This is a genomic window from Humidesulfovibrio sp. (assembly GCF_031082295.1).
GTDB lineage: Bacteria > Desulfobacterota > Desulfovibrionia > Desulfovibrionales > Desulfovibrionaceae > Humidesulfovibrio.
This window is the reverse complement of the sequence record NZ_JAVHLD010000043.1, coordinates 1-13,497: the sequence shown is the minus strand read 5'-3', so window position 1 is coordinate 13,497 and position 13,497 is coordinate 1. Positions and strand designations below refer to the sequence as shown.

14 protein-coding genes are annotated in these 13,497 nt (G+C 62.5%); 11 read left to right on the top strand and 3 right to left on the bottom strand.

Annotation, left to right across the window (positions count from 1 at the left end; genetic code table 11):
• Positions 1 to 372: 372 nt before the first annotated feature.
• Positions 373 to 1,677, bottom strand: a complete 1,305-nt coding sequence (locus RDU24_RS14700; RefSeq protein ID WP_374989785.1) for a sigma-54-dependent transcriptional regulator — start codon at positions 1,675 to 1,677, stop codon at positions 373 to 375.
• 68 nt (positions 1,678 to 1,745) lie between these two features.
• Positions 1,746 to 3,539 carry an ATP-binding protein gene (locus tag RDU24_RS14695; RefSeq protein WP_308736532.1) on the bottom strand — a complete coding sequence of 598 codons (1,794 nt, stop codon included), beginning with the start codon at positions 3,537 to 3,539 and terminating at the stop codon, positions 1,746 to 1,748.
• Positions 3,540 to 3,815: 276 nt separating this feature from the next.
• Between RDU24_RS14695 and RDU24_RS14690 the strand changes: the two genes are divergently transcribed.
• From RDU24_RS14690 to RDU24_RS14635, 11 genes are all read left to right on the top strand, one after another.
• On the top strand, positions 3,816 to 4,064 hold the full coding sequence (locus tag RDU24_RS14690) for an SHOCT domain-containing protein (RefSeq protein ID WP_308736531.1): 249 nt from the start codon (positions 3,816 to 3,818) through the stop codon (positions 4,062 to 4,064).
• Between the two features lie 47 nt (positions 4,065 to 4,111).
• Positions 4,112 to 4,330 (top strand): hypothetical protein, encoded by a 219-nt coding sequence (locus RDU24_RS14685; protein ID WP_308736530.1) that lies wholly within the window; start codon positions 4,112 to 4,114, stop codon positions 4,328 to 4,330.
• A 55-nt stretch (positions 4,331 to 4,385) separates the two neighbouring features.
• Positions 4,386 to 4,559: a hypothetical protein gene (locus RDU24_RS14680; RefSeq protein WP_308736529.1), complete on the top strand. Its 174-nt coding sequence runs from the start codon at positions 4,386 to 4,388 to the stop codon at positions 4,557 to 4,559.
• A gap of 59 nt (positions 4,560 to 4,618) precedes the next feature.
• A complete protein-coding gene (locus tag RDU24_RS14675) occupies positions 4,619 to 5,077 on the top strand; it encodes a periplasmic heavy metal sensor (RefSeq protein WP_308736527.1) in 459 nt (152 codons plus the stop codon).
• A 365-nt stretch (positions 5,078 to 5,442) separates the two neighbouring features.
• A complete protein-coding gene (locus tag RDU24_RS14670) occupies positions 5,443 to 5,679 on the top strand; it encodes an SHOCT domain-containing protein (protein WP_308736526.1) in 237 nt (78 codons plus the stop codon).
• 162 nt (positions 5,680 to 5,841) lie between these two features.
• Entirely contained in the window at positions 5,842 to 6,351 is a 510-nt protein-coding gene (locus tag RDU24_RS14665; RefSeq protein WP_308736525.1) for a periplasmic heavy metal sensor, read from the top strand.
• Between the two features lie 150 nt (positions 6,352 to 6,501).
• On the top strand, positions 6,502 to 8,400 hold the full coding sequence (locus tag RDU24_RS14660; RefSeq protein ID WP_308736524.1) for a heme lyase CcmF/NrfE family subunit: 1,899 nt from the start codon (positions 6,502 to 6,504) through the stop codon (positions 8,398 to 8,400).
• Between the two features lies 1 nt (position 8,401).
• On the top strand, positions 8,402 to 8,971 hold the full coding sequence (locus RDU24_RS14655; protein WP_308736523.1) for a tetratricopeptide repeat protein: 570 nt from the start codon (positions 8,402 to 8,404) through the stop codon (positions 8,969 to 8,971).
• A gap of 16 nt (positions 8,972 to 8,987) precedes the next feature.
• On the top strand, positions 8,988 to 9,878 hold the full coding sequence (locus tag RDU24_RS14645; RefSeq protein ID WP_441319112.1) for a UshA-like (seleno)protein family 2: 891 nt from the start codon (positions 8,988 to 8,990) through the stop codon (positions 9,876 to 9,878).
• Between the two features lie 208 nt (positions 9,879 to 10,086).
• Positions 10,087 to 12,276: a heavy metal translocating P-type ATPase gene (locus tag RDU24_RS14640; RefSeq protein ID WP_308736520.1), complete on the top strand. Its 2,190-nt coding sequence runs from the start codon at positions 10,087 to 10,089 to the stop codon at positions 12,274 to 12,276.
• Between the two features lie 41 nt (positions 12,277 to 12,317).
• On the top strand, positions 12,318 to 13,022 hold the full coding sequence (locus RDU24_RS14635; protein WP_308736519.1) for a M23 family metallopeptidase: 705 nt from the start codon (positions 12,318 to 12,320) through the stop codon (positions 13,020 to 13,022).
• Positions 13,023 to 13,124: 102 nt separating this feature from the next.
• On the opposite strand, the gene RDU24_RS14630 is transcribed toward RDU24_RS14635, so the two are convergent.
• Positions 13,125 to 13,497, bottom strand: a 373-nt coding sequence (locus tag RDU24_RS14630; protein ID WP_308736518.1) for an integrase core domain-containing protein, incomplete at its 5' end; no start/stop codon positions are given.

Genomic DNA, 13,497 nt, shown 5'->3' with positions numbered 1-13,497 from the left:
GAAGATGGGCACAAAAGGACGGATGATTCAGCATCGGCCCGAGCCCGCAAGTCTCGCTCCCGCCCTAACGGGCGGCTGAAAAAGGCCCCTTCGGGGGCCTTCTCATTTTGTATTAGCTGACTCCTTGCTGATGCCGGTCATTTCACCAAGTACGGCTTGTTGATGAGGTCGGCGATGTCCGGTCCCTTGAGTGCGGAAGAATCCATATCAGCCGACGCTGTGAGGCTCCCGCCCCAAGAGGCCCGAACCTGGGCTTCAAGAAATGGCACTGGCGCCGAGCCGTTGAGGGAAGTGGGCATTTTTGAGCCAGTGAGTCCACTCGCTGGCTCTACTTTGCGAATGGTACAGCTCTCGGAAGTGTCCTTAGAAAGGTCAGAGAACCCCGTACCGCTGGAGCTTGGCGTGGAGCGTCTTCCGCGTGATGCCGAGCTTCCGGGCCGTTTCGCTCTTGTTCCCGCCAGCGCCCTCAAGCGCATCCAGGATTGCCACCCGTTCGATCTCGTCAAGGGTCATGTCCTGGATGTTCACCCCGGCTGGCGAGGCCCCCGCGCCGCTCAGGGCGATGGCTGAAGGCAAGTCCTGCTCGCGGATGTACTCGCCCGCGAGCAGCACCACGGCCCGCTCCACGCCGTTTTCCAGCTCCCGCACGTTTCCCGGCCAGGGGTATTTGAGCAGCCGGTCCATGGCCTCAGGGGTGAATCCTTTGACCTGCTTGCCGTTCTTGGACGCGAACTTCTTCAGGAAATGCGTGGCGAGAAGCGGGATGTCCTCAACACGGTCACGGAGCGGCGGCAAGGAAAGCGTAACCACATTCAGCCGGTAATAGAGGTCTTGCCGGAAGCGCCCCAACTCCACCTCATGCATGAGGTCGCGGTTCGTGGCGGCCAGGATGCGCACGTCCACCTTGATGGCGTGGTCCCCGCCCACCCGCTGGACTTCCCGTTCCTGTATGGCCCGCAAGAGTTTGACCTGCATGGTCATGGAGATTTCACCGATCTCGTCGAGAAAGATCGTTCCCTTGTCCGCCATCTGGAACCGGCCATCGCGCCGCCTCTCGGCCCCGGTGAAGGCCCCCTTCTCATGCCCGAAGAGTTCCGACTCAAGCAGGGTCTCGGTCAAGGCCGCGCAGTTGACGGCCACGTATGGGCCATTCCTGCGGGAGCTGTTGGCGTGGATGGCCTTGGCGATGAGCTCCTTCCCCGTCCCGGACTCGCCGGTGATGAGCACGGTGGCCTCGGAGGGGGCGATGGTGGACAGCATGTCCAGGAGCTGGCGCATGGGGGGGCTTGAGCCGATGATGCCGCCCGGATCAAAGGAGGCGGCCAGGGTCACGCGCAAGGCCTTGTTCTCGTCGCGCAGGGACGTGTGGTCCAGGGCGCGCTCCAGGGTCAGCTTGAGTTCGTCGAAATCAAGGGGCTTGGTGAGGTAGTCGTAGGCTCCGGCCTTGATGGCCTCCACCGCAGACTCCACGTTGGAGTAGGCCGTCATGATCAGGATGGGGATGGCCGGGTTGTAGGCCTTGATCTCCTTGAGCGCCTCAATGCCGGACAGCCCGGCCATGCGTACGTCCATCAGGATCAGATCGTAGGGACGCTGACGGCACAGGACCACTGCGGAGTCGCCGTCCTCCGCGCCTTCGACGCGGTAACCCCAGTCGGCCAGGAGCGTGAGCAGCATGTTCCTGTGGCCGGAATCATCATCGACAACGAGCAGCTTCGTCTTGGAGGGCTTCACCTTTCGATCTCCTATGCAGCCTGCCCTTCCAGGGGCAGCAGGATGGTGAACGTGGTCCCGGTGCCGGGCTGGCTTTCCACCTTGATCTCCCCGCCATGCCCCTCCACCACCCGGTGCACGATGGCAAGGCCCAGCCCTGTGCCGGACGGCCTTGTGGTGAAATAGGGGTTGAAGATGTTGGCGATGACATCCGGGGGCATGCCCTTGCCCGTGTCGGCGATGCGCACGGACAGTCGGCCAGGGCTGCCCTCGCGGCGCGCGGATACCTCCAGCACACCGTTTCGCTCCGTCGCCTGGATGGCGTTGAGGAACAGGTTCAGCAGCGCCTGGGTCATCCGCTCCGCGTCCAGGGGGACCGGTGGCAAGGCTTCGTCCTTCTGGAAACGAACCTCCACGCCCTTGCCCGAGGCGTCCGACCCGCACAAGCGCAAGGCCCGCTCGATGACCGCGTTGACGTCCTCGTTCTTGAGAACAGGCTGTCCCGGCTTGGCGAACTCCAGCAGTTCGGAGACGACCCGGTTGAGCCGGTCCACTTCCTGAATCATGACCTTGGCAGCGTCCTTGTCCGGGCCTTCCGTCTTGATCTTCCCGGCCAGATACGCGGCGAAGCCCTTGATGGAACTAAGGGGGTTGCGGATTTCATGGGCGATGCCAGCGGCGAGGTTCCCCAAGGCCGAAAGGCGTTCATTGCGCCGCACCTGCTCCTGAAGACGCTTGATCTCGCCAAGGTCGCGCAGGATGAACAGGTGGCCCAGGAACAGGCCCTCCTCGTTGACGATGCGGGATGCGCTGAGGCTGACCGGAGTGCGCTTGCCCGACGCGTCCGTCAGTTCCGCCTCCCGCTCAAGAACAGACTCTCCCTGCGCCAGCTCCGAGGCATAGGACTCCCAGTCCAGGCCTCCGGTGTCGCGTAGCGGCGTCCCGGCCAGCTTCTCGGAGCCGACCCCGAGCAGTCCTGACGCCGTCTCGTTGGTCAGGGCGACACGCCCGTCAGGATCAGTGGTCAGCAGGCCCACGGGAAGGCTCGTCACGACTTCGGAGGCAAAGGCTCGCGCATCCTGAAGCAGCCGCCGGGAACGCCGGGAACTCTGCGCCCAGAACAGCGAGACGAAGCCGCCAAATCCTAGCAGCCCCACCAGCAGGGCGATGACCACAGTGTTCCGGAAGTCCTCTTCGAGGGCTGCCTCGAAGGGGCGCACGTCGAGGCCCACGAACAGCACCTGCTTCTCCTGTGGGAGAGGCTTGGCCATTCCGGGCATCGACCGCATGGAGGAGCCGGGATTCCACCACGAGCACTCGCCCATGGGTTCATGCCACATCTCCTGCCGGAAGCCGGGCTGCGGGGAGAAGGATTTATACACCTCGAAGACCTTGCCGACTTCCGGCGAATCAGTAATCCGCCATCTCTGGACATCCCCCGCACCGAGCGCAGCCAAGGTGTCGGCATCATAGCCGCGTGTCCCGATCTTCGACTTGTCGCTATGGGCCAGAATCAGGCCGGTCTGGTCCGTCACCATCATAAAGGTGATGCCGGGCTGCTTTCCCGTCTCCTCCAGAAGCGCCTGCAAGTTCTGGCTGCCGCGCATGCCCATCCAGGCCCTCGTTCCGGCCTCCAACGCCCAGATGAGGGACCCGGCCCTGTCCGAGAGGTTCTGGGACATGTGCAGCTTCTCCCGCTGGGTGTTGCGGGCGGCGAGCACGGCGATGGCGAGGCCGAAAATCACGGCCAAGCCGACCATCAGCCATGGAGAGAGCTGCAAAAAGGAACTGCGCCGCAGGGAAGGGGCGGAATGTAAAGCCGTCATTTCAACATCCTCATGATCCGTTTGTCTGAAGGAGAGTGTATCCATTCTTCCCTTCATGTCCAGCAGCATGGATACTTTTTATCCTCAATAGGCCGCCCAGCTCACCCCGCCGGGCGTTCATAAATAATTTACACACATGATTTAAGCATGTTGAACAGCAAAGGACATCTTGGCACGCGACTTGCCTTATCCGTTCCGTAACGAGTTGAGGAGAAGAGACTAACCCGAGGGGCTGTAGCTGACAGCCCGACAAGTTCGGAAACCAAGGAGAAGACCATGTGGAACTGCGGCTACATCTCATCCATGGCCTTCGGGGGAATGGGCTTCGGAGGCGGGTTCGGAATGCTTGCCGGCCTGCTGCTCCTGCTCCTCCTGGTTTACCTGGCCGTGAAGGTGTTCGGCTCCAGGGGAGCGACCAGAGACCACGCCGCAGACCGGAGAGATTCCCTGGAGATTCTGAAGACCCGGCTGGCCAAGGGTGAGATCAACGTGGATGAGTTCAACACGCTCAAGAACGTGCTGTGATCTCGAAAGACGAAACGAAATCAAACCGCAAACCGGAGGATAGTGAAATGAAGATTTCATCGAAGAAAGGTTCCTTCATTGCCGCCATGGCTCTTGGCACAGCCATCCTGGTCGGCTCGTCCCTGCCTTCCCAGGCGCAGACCACGGCCCAGCCGCAGGCCCCGGCCCAGTCCGCGCTGCCCTCGGGCACCGCTCCCGTTGGCTGGAATGGGCCGGGATACGGTCCGCCCATGGGCTACGGCTGCGGTTGCGGCTGGGGCTGGTAGCCCCTTGGCTGACATGACCAACAACTCGAAACCGAACACAACCAAGGAGGACACCATGAAGATTCGCATGAAGGCTCTGACCCTTTCCCTGGCCCTGGTCGCCGTTCTCGGCATGGCTGGCATGGCCAGCGCCCAGGGTCCCATGATGTACGGCCCCGGCATGAATGGTCCTGTCTACGCCCAGCCCATGGGCTACTGGGGCTGCGGTTGCGGCGGCTGGGGCTGGTAGCCCTCCCTTCGCGAGACCATCAAAGACACTTCACGAACGAACAGTCCAAGGAGAAACACATGAAGACCCGCATGAACATACTCACCCTTTCGCTGGCCCTGGTGGCCGTGCTCGGCCTGGCTGGCATGGCCAATGCCCAGGGCTACATGATGGGCGGCCCCGGCATGATGAACGGCGTGGCCCCTGAAAAGCAGGCCGCCGTGCAGAAGGCCTACGACGACTTCGCCACAGCGACGGACCAGTTGAACCAGCAGCTCATCGGCAAGCAGTCGGAACTCAACGCGCTGTACAACAGCGGGTCCGCCGACTCCGGCAGGGTTCAGACCCTGACCAGGGAAATCGGCGACCTCAACGCCAAGCTCTACTCCGCCCAGACGAATCTGCGCAGGCAGTTGGCCAAGACCGGCGCAACCTCCCCCCGCATGGCTTCCGGCTACGGCATGGGCTACGGGATGGGCATGCGCGGCATGCACATGGGCGGCATGGGCATGGGCTACAACGGCTGGGGCTGCTGGTAGAACGAATCTCATCCTCCACCTCCTCTCCCCTTAACCTGGGGCGGGCCATCACGGTCCGCCCCTTTCCTCAGCCGAAAATGCCCCCGCGAGAAGAAGCCCCCCTTCCTCTTGGAGGTACAAAAGCTGTGCATCCCTTCTGCACATAAGGTGCAGACGGTGGATACTTCCTACCCAGAAAGTCATGCACAGCCCATGACCAGCCGGATAAAAGATTCTTATAATGCCTGTAATAATAGCGTTATGCAGACGAGGACAGCCATTGGCACGGAGCTTGCCTTTATACGACTATCACGGGCTGAATTAGGACGCCGGGTGCAGCGCGCTGCACAAGCGCAGCCAGGAACGCCTGGTACGAGGAGAAGGCCATGTGGGGATGCGCGAACGCACCATTTGCTGGATTCGGCGGAGGATTCGGAATTCTGGTTTGCCTGCTGCTTCTGGCGCTCTTGCTGCTTCTGGCCGCCAATGTCGGCAGGCTCGGCGCATCCACAGGAGGCAACACGGTGGGCAGCAGGGACTCCTTGGGAATCCTGAAGAACCGGCTGGCCAACGGCGAAATCACCCTCGACGAGTTCAACACGTTCAAACAAGTGTTGCACTGACGTGCAGGTGGTGTAGATGGAAAAATAGCGTGCAGTGGAGAAAGACGGAAGTGGTTGGTCTGGCTTGAAGGCAGCCCCACACCAAAGCACCTACGTGCTCCGTTCTTTCACAGGATCAAGACAACACGTTGAACCAACCCAAACGTTGGAAAGGAGACGATCATGAAGACACGCATGGGCATCCTCACTCTCTCGCTGGCCCTGGTGGCCGTTCTTGGCCTGGCTGGAATGGCCAGCGCTCAGGGCATGATGGGCCAAGGCATGGGCGGCATGGGCATGATGGGCGGTTCCGGCATGGGCATGATGGGACAAGGAATGGGCATGGGTGGCATGTACGGCATGTCCCCTGAGAAGCAGGCCGTCATCCAGAAGCTGTACGTCGAGTACAACACGGCCACCGCCCCGGTTCGCCAGCAGCTCTTCGCCAAGCAGTCGGAACTCAACGCCCTGTACTACGGCGGCACCACCGACACCAAGAAGTTCCAGACCCTGACCCGTGAGATCGGCGATCTGAACGCCAAGCTTTACGAGGCCCAGATGAACCTGCGCAACCAGTTGGCCAAGGAAGGCGTCCCTGCCTCCGGCATGGGCCACGGCATGGGCATGATGGGCGGTTCCGGCATGGGCGGAATGGGTATGGGCATGGGCGGAATGGGCATGGGCTGCTGGTAGCAGCCTGCTCATCTTTCCCGCTGAACATTGGAAGGCGGGCCGCTTTGCCCCGCCTTTTTTGGGGGCCGCAGCCTCCCTGGCCGGGTGGTTGCCGATGACTCATGGCATGCCCACGATACCATTCTCACTCTCAGAACCGCTGGAGGTGTCATGTATTTCGCCGCACATTGGGCCATGCTTCTCGCCCTGCTCATCTCGATCGCAGCCGCAGGTTTCGCCTGCATAGAGGCGTGGTCTGGCCAGGACAAAACAACGTCGTGGCTGGAGCGGGCGCACCTGTTTGCGGTTCTGCTCATGATCCTGGCCTCGACCATGTTGCTTCGAGCCTTGATCGGCCATGACTTCTCGCTGGCCTATGTGGCGAAGTTCACTGACACGTCCCTGCCCCTGCTCTACACCATCGCGGCCTTCTGGGCGGGCCAAGAAGGCTCGCTGCTCTTCTGGGCGCTGACCATGGGCCTGGCGGTCGTGGCCTTCCTCTACTCGAAGTCCTACAAGGAACTCTCCCCGAGGACGCGGCTCTATTTCTGGATGTTCTACCTGCCCATCCAAGCCTTCTTCCTTCTGCTGCTCACCGGCATGAGCAACCCCTTCGTGGCGCTGGCCACTCCTCCCGCAGACGGGCAGGGCCTCAATCCGCTCCTGCGCAACATCGGGATGGCGCTGCATCCGCCGCTGCTTTTCCTCGGCTATGCAGGGTTCACCATTCCTGCCTGTCTCGCCCTGGCGTTTTCTCTTTCCGGCGAGCGTAAATCCTGGGTGAACACTGCCCACAACTGGACCCTGTTCTCCTGGGCCTTCCTCACGTCCGGCATCCTTCTGGGCGGCTGGTGGGCGTACATGGAACTGGGCTGGGGCGGGTACTGGGCCTGGGACCCGGTTGAAAACGCCTCCCTCATTCCCTGGTTCTCGGCCACGGCGTTGCTGCACACGGCGCTTCTTGAGCGGCGCTTCGGCACGCTGCCGCGCACCAACGTTTTTCTGGCCTGCCTGACCCTGCTGCTCTGTCTCTTCGCCACCTACCTCGTGCGCAGCGGCGTGGTGGAATCCCTGCACGCCTTCGGCGCGGGCAGCGTGGGCCGTCCCCTCATCCTGACCATCGCGTTCGGCATGGCGCTCAGCCTCGTCGTCATCGCGGCCATGCCGCGCGGGAATGCCCCCGCTTTGCCCCAGATGGGCAGCAGGCAAGGGCTGATGACCGTGTCCGTCTGGCTGTTCATCGCCCTCGGCGGCATCGTGCTGCTCGGCACCATCTGGCCCGTCATCAGCCAACTGTGGGAACCCAAGCCCATGGGCATGACCAAGGGCTTCTACAACACCATCTGCCTGCCGCTGTTCACCGGTTTGGCCATGCTGCTGGCCGTGGCCCCCTGGTTTGGCTGGCGAGGAAGCCTGGAGAAGCCCAAAATGGCGGCCATCCCCGTCGCCGTCTGGGTCGGAGTCCTCGGGGTAGGGTTGTGGCTCGGCATCAAGCCTGTGCTGGCTGTGGCCGGGGTGGGTGCGGCTACCGCCGTTGCCGTCTCCTCTGTGCTGCTCGCCTTCTCTATCCCCAAAGCTGTGCACAGCCGGAGCTTCTGGAGCAGCCACGGCTCCCACCTGGGCTTCGCCTGCATCGTTCTGGGGGTGGCCGTGTCCGGACCGTTCCAGAAAAGCGCGGAAGCGCCGTTGTCGCCCGGCCAGAGCATCTCGCTTGAAGGCTATGAGTTCACATACACAAGGATGCGACAGTTCAAAACCTCGGAAATGAACGTCGATGAGGCCATCGTCCAAGTGGTCAAAGACGGCAAGGTTGTCGGCGAGCTGACCCCGCAGAGCCGCTCATATCGCAATTTCGACCACCCCAACAGCGAGGTCTCCGTAATCTTCAGCCTTGGCAACGAGTTGTATGCCACCATCCACGACGTAAAGGGGGAACTCGTCTCACCGCTCAAGGTCACGATCAACCCCATGGTCAACTGGGTCTGGATCGGCAGCGTGATCATTTGCCTCTTCCCGCTGCTTGCCTTGCGGTCAAGACGCGAGAAAACCGCCAAGGCGCTGGAGAAATAGGATGAGAACCATCACCGTGAACAATGAGTCCCCCATGCGTAAGATGGTCATCGCCATGATGGGCGTCGGCGTCCTGGCGATATTCCTGACCTCCTTCGTCATGGGCGTCGATGTCCCGGCCTCCAAGGAACATGCGGGCGCCAATACCAAGGACTCGGAAATGATGTCTTCTGTGGCCCCGCTCATGGCCAAGCTCAAGGACAATCCCAATGACAAGGAAGCCGTGAGCCAACTGGCGCACATCTTCAACGAGTCCGAGCAATGGGAAAAGGCCGAGCCATTCTGGGGCAAGCTCGTCGCCATGGACCCCACAAACATGGGGACTCGCTACCACCACGGCTTTGCCCTGGCCCAGCTCAGCCGTTTCCCCGAGGCGATTGCGGAATACGAGGCAATCTTGAAGGCCAAGCCTGGCGATTCCACCGCTCACTTCTATCTCGGCCTGATCAACAAGCATGGGTTGAAGAAGATGGACCTGGCGAAGAAGCATCTCCAGCAGGCAAAGGCCGCGACGACCGACGACCCGGAGCTTCTCAAAGAGATCGAAAAAGAACTCGCGGACATGAAATAACCATCGGGGGAGCCAGATGACACGGGGCCTGCTCACAATCTTGGTGCTCCTCGCCATCCTGCCCGGCCCGGCCAATGCCGGGCAGGCCCTGGAGATATACTACACGTCCAACACCAACGGGGAGTATGCCCCCTGTCCCACCTGAGGGGGCAAGCTCATGGGCGGGCTGGCCCGGCGGGCCGGTTTCATCGAATCGATGAGGACGAAAGCGGAAAAGGGCGTGGTGCGGTTGTTCGTGGCCGGTCCATTTGAGCTGGCCGCGCCGGACGGCGGAAAGGTTCCGGCCATGCGCGCTCCGGGCGCGGTGGCCAGGGCGCATGCGGCCATGCGCTACGACGCCATGCTGCTCACTCCGGCGGACTTGGCCCTGGTGGGGGATTCCGCGCCCAAGGGCCTGGCCCGCTGGACAACGGCTCCCATGCAGGTCAAGGGCGAAATTCTGGTCCGGAGCGGTTTGCGTATCGCCTTTGTACGCTTCCCCATGCCCACCGGCACGGACGGGCGTCCAACGGAGCAACAGACCAGAGAGGTTGTCGCCGAGGGCTTCCATCTTCGGGGCGAAGCCGACGTGGTCATCGGCATCAGCCCTTGGGGCGTGTCGGCGGAGCAGGCCTTTCTGGGGCATTTCAGCGGTTCCGCACAACCCTTCGATGTGCTCCTAGGAGGTGGGCCGGGGCCGGGTCACGGCGGGAAAATGGCCGCTGGCGGATTCACGGCGTGGCTACGGCCCTATGCCCAAGGCAAGACCGTGCATGTTATCCGGCTTGAAAACATCCCGAAACGACAGAGACAGGCCCAGGCAAAACGTGAAGTGGACGTGCGTTTCGACGTGGTCTCCCTGGACGACAAAATCTCAGCAGACCAGGTAGTGGACGCCCTCCTTGCCCCGGCGCGAGCGTCGAACTGAACTGCCCATGGAAGGTGGCAGACATTGCTTCAGTAGGACAATCAGCAAGAGCTGCGTGCCCGCTGCCCCCCTGGTCGAAGACCTCGTTGGTTGACACAGGGCCAGCCGTGCGCAATTGACATCGACCGCGACGTGTGAAAGCATGAGCATCTGTTCACATGAACACCCCCTTGGTTGCACCTCGCTGACACATATACTGGAGCAACATATGGCAACGACGTTTATCATCAGAGAAATGGACTGTTCCGAAGAGGTGACCGTACTCACGCGTGCGCTCGCCCCCCTGGTGGGGCAGGAATCCCGGCTCACCTTCGACCTGCTGCAACGCAAGCTGCACGTCGACCTTTCGGACCTGACGGTAAGCCCGGAGCAGATCATTGAGGCCGTCACCAGGACAGGCATGAAAGCGGAGCGCTTCGAGGCTCCTCTGGCTGGCTGCGTTTGCTGCGGCGGGAGCTGCTCCACCTCGAAGTCCAGCCTCTGGCAGCGCCGGGGTCGCGAGGCGCTGTGCGCGGTCAGCGGCCTGATGTTGGCTGTGGGTCTTCTGCTGATGATGGCCGAGCATGGCTCTTTCCTGGCCGCGTTCAGGGAAAGCGCATCCGCTCCGCTGGCAGCCAAGGCGCTCTGGATAGGAGCATCGCTGGTCGGCGTCTGGCATGTGCTGCCCAAGGCGCTGTACTCTCTGCGCTCCCTGCGTCCGGACATGAATCTGCTCATGGTTCTCGCTGTGGCCGGAGCCATGGCCATCGGCGAATATTCCGAGGGAGCCTCGGTGGCCTTCCTGTTCGCACTGGCGAACCAGTTGGAGGCCTGGAGCGTTTCTCGGGCCAGCAACGCCATCCATGCCCTCATGAGCATCGCCCCAGACAAGGCGCTTGTGTTCTCGCCTTCTTCCCCGACGCCAATCGAGACCCGCGTGGAGGATGTGCCTCTGGGGGCGCGAGTGCTGGTGCGGCCTGGCGACCGCGTCCCTCTTGATGGCGTGGTGCGCTCCGGCGTTTCCGCCGTGGACCAGTCCCCCATAACCGGGGAATCCATGCCCGTGGGCAAGGAACCGGGCGACGTAGTCTTTGCTGGAACCATCAACGCCGAAGGTGCGCTGGAGATAGAGACCACGAAACCGGCCTCCGAATCCACCCTGGCCAGGATCATGCGCATGGTGGAGCAGGCCCAGTCAAAGCGGGCCAGGGCCGTGCAGTGGGTGGAGAAGTTCGCGGCCTTCTACACCCCGGTGATGATCGGCGTCGCCGCCCTGTTCGCTGTAGTCCCGCCCCTCTTCTTCGGCGGGGAATGGAGCCGTTGGCTCTATGAGGCCCTGGTGATTCTGGTCATCTCCTGCCCCTGCGCCCTGGTCATCTCGACCCCTGTGAGCATCGTCGCCGGGCTGGCCTCGGCTGCGCGCCATGGCGTGCTCGTCAAGGGCGGCGTGTTCCTGGAGGTTCCCGCCACCCTGACCGCCATCGCCCTGGACAAGACCGGCACCCTGACTCACGGCAGGCCCACGGTGACGGCGGTGGACGCACTGAATGGCACGCCGGAAGCCACGCTGCTGGGCATCGCCGCCGCCCTGGAGTCGCGCAGCAGCCATCCCTTGGCCCGGGCCATCGTGCGGCACGCCGCCAGCACCGGAGCCGCTCTCGCCCCGGTGGAGGAGGCCCAGGCTCGCCCAGGCCTTGGCGCACAGGGCCGCATCCAGGGACAAGACTACTTCATCGGCAACCGGAAATTCCTGGATGAATTCGGCTCTGTCCCCCAGCCCCAGGAACTGGCCCTGGTCCTGGCCCGCCACGAGCGCTCCGCCGGGACGTCGATCCTGGTGTGGGACAGGAACAAGGTGCTGGGCAGCCTGCTGCTTGAGGACAGGGTCCGGCCCCAGTCCAAGACGGCCTTGGCCGAACTCAAGGCCTTGGGAGTCGGGACCATCGTCATGCTCAGCGGAGACAACGCCAGGACCGCGCAACGGATCGCGGAGGAGACTGGTGTCACCGAGTTCCGGGCAGACCTGCTGCCCGAGGACAAGACGCGGGCCGTGGAGGAGCTTGTCCAGTCCGGCAAGCGTGTCGCCATGGTCGGAGACGGCATCAACGACGCGCCCGCGCTTGCGGCCTCGCATCTCGGCGTAGCCATGGGGGCCATCGGCACGGATGTGGCCATAGAGACCGCCGACGTGGCCCTCATGTCCGACGACCTGTCCAAGCTGTCCTGGCTCATCCGGCACTCGCGCCGCACCCTGGGGATCATCAAGGCGAACATCGCCTTCGCCCTGGGCATCAAGGCCATCTTCCTGCTGCTGGCCGTTTTCCAGGTCGCAACGCTCTGGACGGCCATCCTGGCGGACATGGGGTCCTCGCTCCTGGTCATCTTCAACGGATTGCGGCTGCTTCGCGGCAGGCCGTAGCAGACGGGCGCAACAGCCAAACGCACCACCAGGGAGGACGCATGGCGCATCAAGGCCCAGCCCGCCGACGTGTGATTGTGACCACGTGGTCTTGGCTCGTGCTCCTGGCGTTCATCATCGCCGTGTTCGCCATGCGTGCTCCGGCGCACGCTCAGGACGTGGCAGCGGCGGCTCCGGTGCAGGCAACAGTCATTACGCCGGAGCAGTTGGGAACCGTATCCAAGTTGGACGACATGTCATTGACCGAGACAGAACTCCCAGCCCGCAAGGTCCGCGTGACTTCTGGCTTCGGCAAGCGCCGCGACCCGATCAACAAGCGCAAGAAGTTCCATAAGGGGGTGGACATCTCCCGCCCCGCAGGAACAGAGGTCTTCGCCTGGCTGGAAGGCGTCGTCGCGCACAAGGGCTGGATGGGCAGGTATGGCCTGACCGTGGACATTCTTCACGAGAATGGCCTGGTGAGCCGCTACGCGCATCTCAAGCAGGCTGCCGTGGTTTCGGGGCAGCCCATTGAGGCGGGACAGCTCGTGGGCCTCATCGGGCGCACAGGCCGCACAACCGGCCCCAACCTGCACTTTGAGGTCCTTGTCGGGGGCAAGCGCTCTGACCCGCGCAAGTTGCCCATCGACTTCTCACAGATCGTTGGCGAAATTGCGGGCAAGGTCCGGCACAGACCCACGCCTGAGGACATCCTCCGGCCAGAGACACCGTTTGTGGACGTTCCAGCCGATGCGCTCCAGAGCTGACCTGCCCCCAAAAGTTGTACCACTTATTGTGTTAGTCCATGTTCCCCTGAAGATGCCCCCAACCTTGGACCATTTGCAGTGAGAATTTTCTCAGGTTTTGCCTCAGGCCAGGCATGCCTGGCCTGAGGCAAAAATCAGCTCCGCCGGGGTCTGGTGGCCGATGGAACTGTGCGGTCGGACCTCGTTGTAGTCTCTCCGCCATGCCTCACATTTTGCCTGTGCCTCAACCAGCGACAAAAACCAAGCCGTATTCAGGCACTCTGCCCGGAATTTGCCGTTGAAGCTTTCCACGAAGGCATTGTCCGTGGGCTTCCCAGGCCTGGAGAAGTCCAAGGTCACACCGTTCATGTATGCCCAGAGGTCTAGCGCCCGGCTGATGAACTCCGGGCCGTTGTCCACGCGGATCTCCTTGGGCACGCCATACTTTCGGGTCACCCGCTCCAGCGTATTCACCACGTCGTCGGCCTTGAAGCTC